The sequence below is a fragment of the Pseudomonas sp. PS02288 genome (assembly GCF_029959715.1).
Classification (GTDB): Bacteria; Pseudomonadota; Gammaproteobacteria; order Pseudomonadales; family Pseudomonadaceae; genus Pseudomonas_O; species Pseudomonas_O kuykendallii.
Genome location: NZ_JASCPA010000104.1, coordinates 1 through 7,257 on the forward strand (window position 1 = coordinate 1; position 7,257 = coordinate 7,257).

The following is a 7,257-nucleotide window of genomic DNA, read 5'->3' on the forward strand; positions in this document are numbered from 1 at the left end:
GGCCCCCGGGGGGGCGCCCCCCGCCGGGGCCGGGGGGCCCCCGGGGGGGGGGGGGCCCCCCGCGACTCATACGCGGAACTGTTGCACCAGCGCCTGCAACCGACCGCTGAGCGCGTTCAGCTCGGCGGCGGTGCGCGCGCCCTGGGCCGCGTCCGAGGCGACGCTGTCCACCGCCGAAGCGATCTGGTGAACGCTGCGGTTGATCTCCTCGGCCACAGCCGTCTGCTCTTCCGCGGCGGAGGCGATCTGCGCGTTCATCAGGTTGATGGTGCCCACCAGCGTGGTGATGGCCTCCAGCGAAAGCCCGGTCTGGTTGGCCTGGCTGCTGGTGGCCTGGCCCTTCTCGCCACTGCGCTGCATGGCGGTCAGCGACTGGGCGGTGGCGCTCTGCAGGCGGTTGATCATCGCCTGGATCTCTCCGGTGCTCTGCTGGGTGCGGCTGGCCAGCGCGCGCACCTCGTCGGCGACCACCGCGAACCCGCGCCCGGCCTCGCCCGCGCGGGCGGCTTCGATGGCTGCGTTGAGCGCCAGCAGATTGGTCTGGTCGGCGATCGAGCGGATCACTTCGAGCACCCCGACGATGCCCTGCACGTCGCCGTGCAGGCCGTCGATCACGGCGCCGCTGGCGTGCACGTCCTCCACCAGGCTGTGGATCTGCACGATGCTCTGCTCCACCACCTCGCGCGCCTTGCGTCCCTGCTCGTCGGTTTCCTGCGCCGCTTCCGAGGCGCGCTGCGCGCTGCTGGCGACTTCCTGGGCAGCCGCGGACATCTCGTTGATCGCCGTGGCGACCTGATCGGTCTCCTGGCGCTGGCGATCCATCGCCTGTTCCGAGCGATGCGCCTGGCTGGCCACGGCCTCCACCAGCATCGACAGCTCGGAGGACGTATTGCTGACCTGGCGCACCAGCGCCTGGATCTTCTCGACGAAGCGATTGAAGGCACTGGCCAGCTCGCCCAGCTCGTCGGCGCCGGTCACCGGCAGCCGCTGAGTGAGATCGCCATCGCCGCGGGCCACCTCGTCGAGACTCGCCTTGATCCGCAGCAGCGGCCGCAGCAGCGTGCCGGAGAGGTACATCGCAACGGCCCCGATCACCAGCAGCAGGCCCACGGCGCTACCGATCATCAGCCACGTCAGCTGGTCGATGCGCTTGCCGAAGTGCGCGCGAATGGTCTGAACTTCCCGCTCGATACCGTCCAGGTTGACCGAGGTGCCGAACACCATGTGCCACTTCGGCAGGTACTCGGAATAGCCGATCTTCGGCACCAGGGTGGTGCCATCGCCGAGCACGAAGCTGTAGTCGACGTAATGGCTGCCGTCACGCCCGGCTCGCACCAGCTCGCGGATCGCGTAGACGCCCTGCGGATCGCGGTAGTCCTGGAAGCTCTGCCCGATCTTGTCGCCGGTGCTGCCCTGGAACAGCCGCACGGCGCTCTCGTCATACCCCCAGTAGTAGCCGTCCTTGCCATACCCGAGGTTCTGCAGCAGCTCGACGGCGCGCGCCCGGGCTTCCAGGTCGCCCTCCGCGGAGGCTTCGTACAGCGGTGCGATCGCCTTGCGCGCGACCTGCACGTAATGCTCGATCTCAACGCGCCGGGCCTCGATCAGGCTGGTGCGGGCCTCCGCCTCCTGCTGCTCGGCGACGCCCTGAAGCACCCAGACCGACAACCCTCCGAGCATCAGGGAAAGCAGAAAGCAGGGCACCAGGACCAGCAGCAACACTTTGGGGCGCAATCTCAGACTGAGCATGAAGCATTTCCTTATAGAACGTGACGGACGCCGGGCGGCGTCGCCATCGAGGCGGCAATTCTGACAAAAAGCGCGCAGCAACGGGACGACGAGCGAAATACCTGCGCCAGACTGCCGCAGGTCCGGACGCCGCGCAGCAACGAAAAAGCCCCGCGTGGGCGGGGCTTCTCCGAACGGCGGGACGCTTACTTCTTGCCGAGCTTCTTCAGCTCTTCGTCACGCAGCTCGCGGCGCAGGATCTTGCCGACGTTGGTGGTCGGCAGCACGTCGCGGAATTCCACGGACTTCGGTCGCTTGTAGCCGGTGACGTTGTCGTGCATGTGCTGCATGACCTGGTCCTTGGTCAGGCTCTCGCCCGGCTTGACCACCACGAAGACCTTGATCGCCTCGCCGGATTTCTCGTCCGGGATGCCGATGGCGGCGCACTGCAGCACGCCCGGCAGGGTGGCGAGCACGTCTTCCAGCTCGTTCGGATACACGTTGAAACCGGAGACGATGATCATGTCCTTCTTGCGGTCGACGATGCGCAGGTAACCGTCTTCCTGGATCACCGCGATGTCGCCGGTCTTCAGCCAGCCATTGGCGTCGAGCACCTCGGCGGTGGCTTCCTCGCGCTGCCAGTAACCCTTCATAACCTGAGGGCCCTTGATGCACAGCTCGCCGATGGAGCCGATCGGCAGGTCGTTGCCTTCGTCGTCGATGACCTTGCACAGGGTCGAGGGCACGGGGATGCCGATGGTCCCGACCTGGATGTGCTGGAACGGATTGACCGTGGCGACCGGGCTGGTCTCGGTCATGCCGTAGCCTTCGCAGATGCCGCAGCCGGTGACCTCCCTCCAGCGCTCGGCGGTGGCCAGTTGCAGCGCCATGCCGCCGGAGAAGGTCGCCTTCAGCGCGCTGAAGTCGAGGCGGCGGAAGTCTTCGCTGTTGCACAGTGCGACGAACAGGGTGTTCAGGCCGACGAAGCCGGTGAACTTCCATTTGCCGAGCTCCTTCACCGTGCCGGGCAGGTCGCGCGGGTTGGTGACGAGGATGTTGTGCCCGCCGATCAGCATCATCGCCATGCAGTGAAAGGTGAAGGCGTAGATGTGGTACAGCGGCAGCGGCGCGATGAGGACCTCGCAGCCCTCGTTGAGGTTGGCGCCCATCAGCACCTTGCACTGCAGCATGTTGGCGATGATGTTGCGGTGCGTGAGCATCGCGCCCTTGGCCACGCCGGTGGTGCCGCCGGTGTATTGCAGCACGGCGACGTCACCGCCCTGCGGAGCGGATTCGCGCAGCGCCTTGCCGCGGCCCTTGGCGAGGGCGTCGTTGAACTTCACCGCCTGCGGCAGGTTGAACGCCGGCACCATCTTCTTCACGTACTTGACGACGCTGTTGACCAGCAGGCGCTTGAGCGGCGGCAGCAGGTCGCCGACCTCGGTGACGATGACGTGGCGCACGCCGGTCTTGGGCAGCACGTCTTCGGCCAGGTGGGCCATGTTGGCCAGGCACACCAGCGCCTTGGCGCCGGAGTCGTTGAACTGGTGCTCCATCTCCCGCGCGGTGTACAGCGGGTTGGTGTTGACCACCACCAGGCCGGCACGCATCGCGCCGAACACGGCGACCGGGTACTGCAGCACGTTGGGCATCTGCACGGCGATGCGGTCACCGGGTTGCAGGTCGGTATGGTTCTGCAGGTAGGCGGCGAAGATGCCGGAGAGTTCGTACAGCTCGCCGTAGCTGATCGTCTTGCCGAGGTTGCTGAAGGCGGGCTTGTCGGCGAAGCGTTGGCAGGACTCTTTCAATACCGCCTGGATGTTCGGGTATTGGTCGGCATTGATGTCAGCAGGGATGCCCGCCGGGTACTTGTCCTTCCAGAAGTTTTCGATCATGGAAGCCCACTCCTAAGCAACAGCTGGTCTCATCGCCTTTGAGGCGATTGGTTATTGTGTCTGCGCATTCTGCCCTCGCACGGGGAGGGCAAAAAATCGCGCCGAGCGTAGCAGCTTTGCCAGGAGCCCACCAGCACCAACATCTGCCTAGCCAGTAACAAAAATGACCGGATACAAGTATCCGGTCATATTTTTCAGCCTTGCCTGAAATGCCCTTTCCAGACGCCTCAGGCGATGTCGCGCAGCTCGCGGCGGAGGATCTTGCCCACCGGCGTCATCGGCAACGCGTCCCTGAGGACGATGTGCTTGGGCACCTTGTAGCCGGTGAAGTTGGCTTTGCAGTAGTCCTTGAGTTCCTCGACGCTGACCCCGCCCTCGCGCGGCACGACGAACAGCTTCACCGCCTCGCCGGAACGCTCGTCCTCGACGCCGATGGCGGCGCAGCTGGCGACGCCCGGATGGGCCATCACCACTTCCTCGATCTCGTTGGGGTAGACGTTGAAGCCGGAGACGATGATCAGGTCCTTCTTGCGGTCGACGATGCGGGTGTAGCCATCCGGGTCGATCACCGCGATGTCGCCGGTCTTCAGCCAGCCCTCGGCGTCCAGCACCTCGGCGGTCGCCTCCTCGCGCTGCCAGTAACCCTTCATCACCTGCGGCCCCTTGATGCACAGCTCGCCGCGTTCGCCCAGCGGCAGCTCGTTGCCGTCGTCGTCGATCACCTTGAACGCGGTGCCGACCACCGGGATGCCCACGGTGCCCAGCCGCGCCTTGTCACCGTAGGGGTTGGTGCTGGCCACCGGAGAGGTTTCGGTGAGGCCGTAGCCTTCCACCACCATGCAGCCGGTCAGCTGTTTCCAGCGGTCGGCGGTGGCCTTGACCAGCGCGGTACCGCCGGAATTGGTCAGCTTGAGGTTGGAGAAGTCCAGGGTCTTGAAGTCGGGATGGTCCATCAGCGCGACGAACAGGGTGTTCAGCCCGAGCAGCGCGGAGAAGCGCCACTTCTTCAGCTCCTTGATGAAGCCGCCGATGTCGCGCGGGTTGGTGATCAGCACGTTGTGGTTGCCGTTGAGCATCATGCACATGCAGTTCGCGGTGAACGCATAGATGTGGTACAGCGGCAGCGGCGCGATCATCACCTCCTCGCCCACCTTCATCAGCGGCTTGCCGTCCGGGCCGAGCTGCTGCATGCAGGCGTCCACCTGGAGCATGTTGGCCACCAGGTTGCCGTGGGTGAGCATGGCGCCCTTGGCCACGCCGGTGGTGCCGCCGGTGTACTGCAGCACGGCGATGTCGTCGAGACCGACGTTCACCGGTTTCTGCCCGTGACCCTGGCCCTTGCGCAGCGCTTCCTTGAACGGCACCGCCTGCGGCAGATGGTAGTCCGGGACCATCTTCTTGACCTTCTTCACCACCGTGTTGACCAGCAGCCCCTTGAGGCTCGGCAGCATGTCGCCCATGCGCGCCTCGATCAGGTAGTCGATCTGCGTATCGGGCAGCACCTCCTCGACCAGCTTGCCGAACATGTTCAGGTAGACCAGTGCGCGCACGCCGGCGTCCTTGAACTGGTGGCGCATCTCGCGGGCGGTGTACAGCGGGTTGGTGTTGACCACCACCAGCCCGGCACGCAGGGCGCCGAACACGGCGATCGGGTATTGCAGCACGTTGGGCATCTGCACGGCGATGCGGTCGCCGGGCTGCAGGTCGGTGTGCTTCTGCAGGTAGCAGGCGAAGGCGGCTGCCTGGCGATTGAGCTCGGCGTAGCTGAGGGTGACGCCGAGGTTGCTGAACGCCGGACGGTCGGCGAACCGCTTGCACGAGCGCTCGAACACTTCGATGACGGACGAGTAAGCCGTCTGATCGATCGAAGCGGGCACTCCGGCCGGACGTTTGTCGCTCCAGAAATCAGGCTGCATTGTTATTGTCTCCTTGGTCCTGAACGTGGCGCGCCCGCTCGTGCGGGCCTTTCCGGACGTTAGCAGGTGGGCCGGACGGCGCAAATCGCCATAGACCGCGTGAATCTTGCCGGCTTTGCCGCAGGCTGCTACCGCGCCGGCTGGCTATGCTCAAGCGGTCACCGGTGGCTTGCGCTGCCGGTCGTCCCGTGCAAAATGCCGCCACCACAGGGTCCGAGTACCACCATGCGCCACGATGCCTTCTGGCTCACCACCAGCGACGCCGCGCCCGTCAACGTCCAGCGCTGGTTCGCCGAAAAACCGCCGAAAGCCGTGCTGATGCTGGCCCACGGCATGGCCGAACACGCCGGCCGCTACGCCCGTTTCGGCGCGGCGCTGGTCGCCGCCGGCGTCGAGCTGTATGCCCACGACCAGCGTGGCCACGGCCAGACGGCGCAGCGCGGCATCCTCGGCGACTACGCGGTGAAGGATGGCTGGCAACGGGTGATCGACGACCTCGCCGCGCTCAACCACCACATTCGCCAGCAGCACCCGCGCACGCCGATCTTCCTGCTCGGCCACAGCATGGGCAGCTACATCGCCCAGGCCTACCTGATGCAGCACAGCTGCGCGGTGAGCGGCGCGATCCTTTCCGGCTCCAACTACCAGCCGGTCTCGCTGTATCGCGCGGCGCGCCAGGTGGCGCGTTTCGAGCAATGGCGCCAGGGCCCGACCGGGCGCAGCGCGCTGATCGACTTCCTGTCCTTCGGCTCCTTCAACAAGGCCTTCAGGCCAAACCGCACCGCCTTCGACTGGCTAAGCCGTGATCCGGCGGAAGTGGACGCCTACATCGCCGACCCGCTGTGCGGCTTCCGTTGCACCAACCGGCTGTGGATGGACCTGCTCGGCGGGCTGCAGGACATCACCCCGATGGAAAAGCTGGCGCAGATCGACGCGCGCCTGCCGTTGCTGGTGATCGGTGGCGAGTGCGACCCGGTCAGCGACGGCGAGCGCCTGGAGGACCTCGCCGAAGCGATGCAGCGCGCCGGCCTGCGCAAGGTGCAACTGAAACTCTACCCGGACGCCCGTCACGAACTGCTCAACGAGACCAATCGCGACGAGGTGACCGCCTTCCTCCTCGACTGGCTGCAACAGGCCCTCGACTCATCCAAGGACACTCCATGACCCAGCTCCGCAACTTCCCCTACGACAGCCTCGAAGTCGGCCAGACCGCACGCTACGAACGGACCGTCGAAGAACGCGACATCCAGCTGTTCGCCGCGGTTTCCGGCGACCGCAACCCGGTGCACCTCGACGCCGCCTACGCGGCCGGCACGCAGTTCAAGGAGCGCATCGCCCACGGCATGTTCAGCGGCGCGCTGATCAGCGCGGCCATCGCCTGCGAGCTGCCGGGGCCGGGCACCATCTACCTGGGCCAGAGCCTGAAGTTCACCCGCCCGGTGAAGCTCGGCGACGCCCTCGTCGTGGAGCTGGAAATCCTCGAGAAACTGCCGAAGAACCGCGTGCGCATCGCCACCCGGGTGATCAACCAGGACGGCAAGAAGGTGGTGGACGGCGAGGCCGAGGTGATGGCGCCGACCGAGGCGCTGGACATCGCCCTGGCCGAACTGCCGCCGATCAGCATCGGTTGAAACCCGCCGCCGCCCCCCCCCCCCCCCCCCCCCCGGGGGGGGGGCCCCCCCGGGGGGGCCGCCGGGGGCCCCCCCCCCCCCCCCCCC

Annotated in this window: 5 protein-coding genes; 2 read left to right on the forward strand and 3 right to left on the reverse strand. The window is 66.4% G+C overall.

Going from position 1 to position 7,257, the window contains the following annotated elements; all coding sequences use genetic code 11:
• Positions 1–66 precede the first annotated feature (66 nt).
• The 3 genes from QMX85_RS22925 to fadD2 form a co-directional block, all read right to left on the reverse strand.
• Positions 67–1,749, reverse strand: a complete 1,683-nt coding sequence (locus tag QMX85_RS22925) for a methyl-accepting chemotaxis protein (protein ID WP_282344797.1) — start codon at positions 1,747–1,749, stop codon at positions 67–69.
• 185 nt (positions 1,750–1,934) lie between these two features.
• Positions 1,935–3,623 (reverse strand): long-chain-fatty-acid--CoA ligase FadD1, encoded by a 1,689-nt coding sequence (gene fadD1, locus QMX85_RS22930; protein ID WP_282344799.1) that lies wholly within the window; start codon positions 3,621–3,623, stop codon positions 1,935–1,937.
• Between the two features lie 227 nt (positions 3,624–3,850).
• Positions 3,851–5,539, reverse strand: a complete 1,689-nt coding sequence (fadD2, locus tag QMX85_RS22935; RefSeq protein WP_090228551.1) for a long-chain-fatty-acid--CoA ligase FadD2 — start codon at positions 5,537–5,539, stop codon at positions 3,851–3,853.
• Positions 5,540–5,764: 225 nt separating this feature from the next.
• Between fadD2 and QMX85_RS22940 the strand changes: the two genes are divergently transcribed.
• Positions 5,765–6,703: an alpha/beta hydrolase gene (locus QMX85_RS22940; RefSeq protein ID WP_282344803.1), complete on the forward strand. Its 939-nt coding sequence runs from the start codon at positions 5,765–5,767 to the stop codon at positions 6,701–6,703.
• Positions 6,700–7,170 carry a MaoC family dehydratase gene (locus QMX85_RS22945; protein WP_282344805.1) on the forward strand — a complete coding sequence of 157 codons (471 nt, stop codon included), beginning with the start codon at positions 6,700–6,702 and terminating at the stop codon, positions 7,168–7,170. Before QMX85_RS22940 ends, QMX85_RS22945 begins: the two co-directional genes overlap by 4 nt.
• Positions 7,171–7,257: the final 87 nt, after the last annotated feature.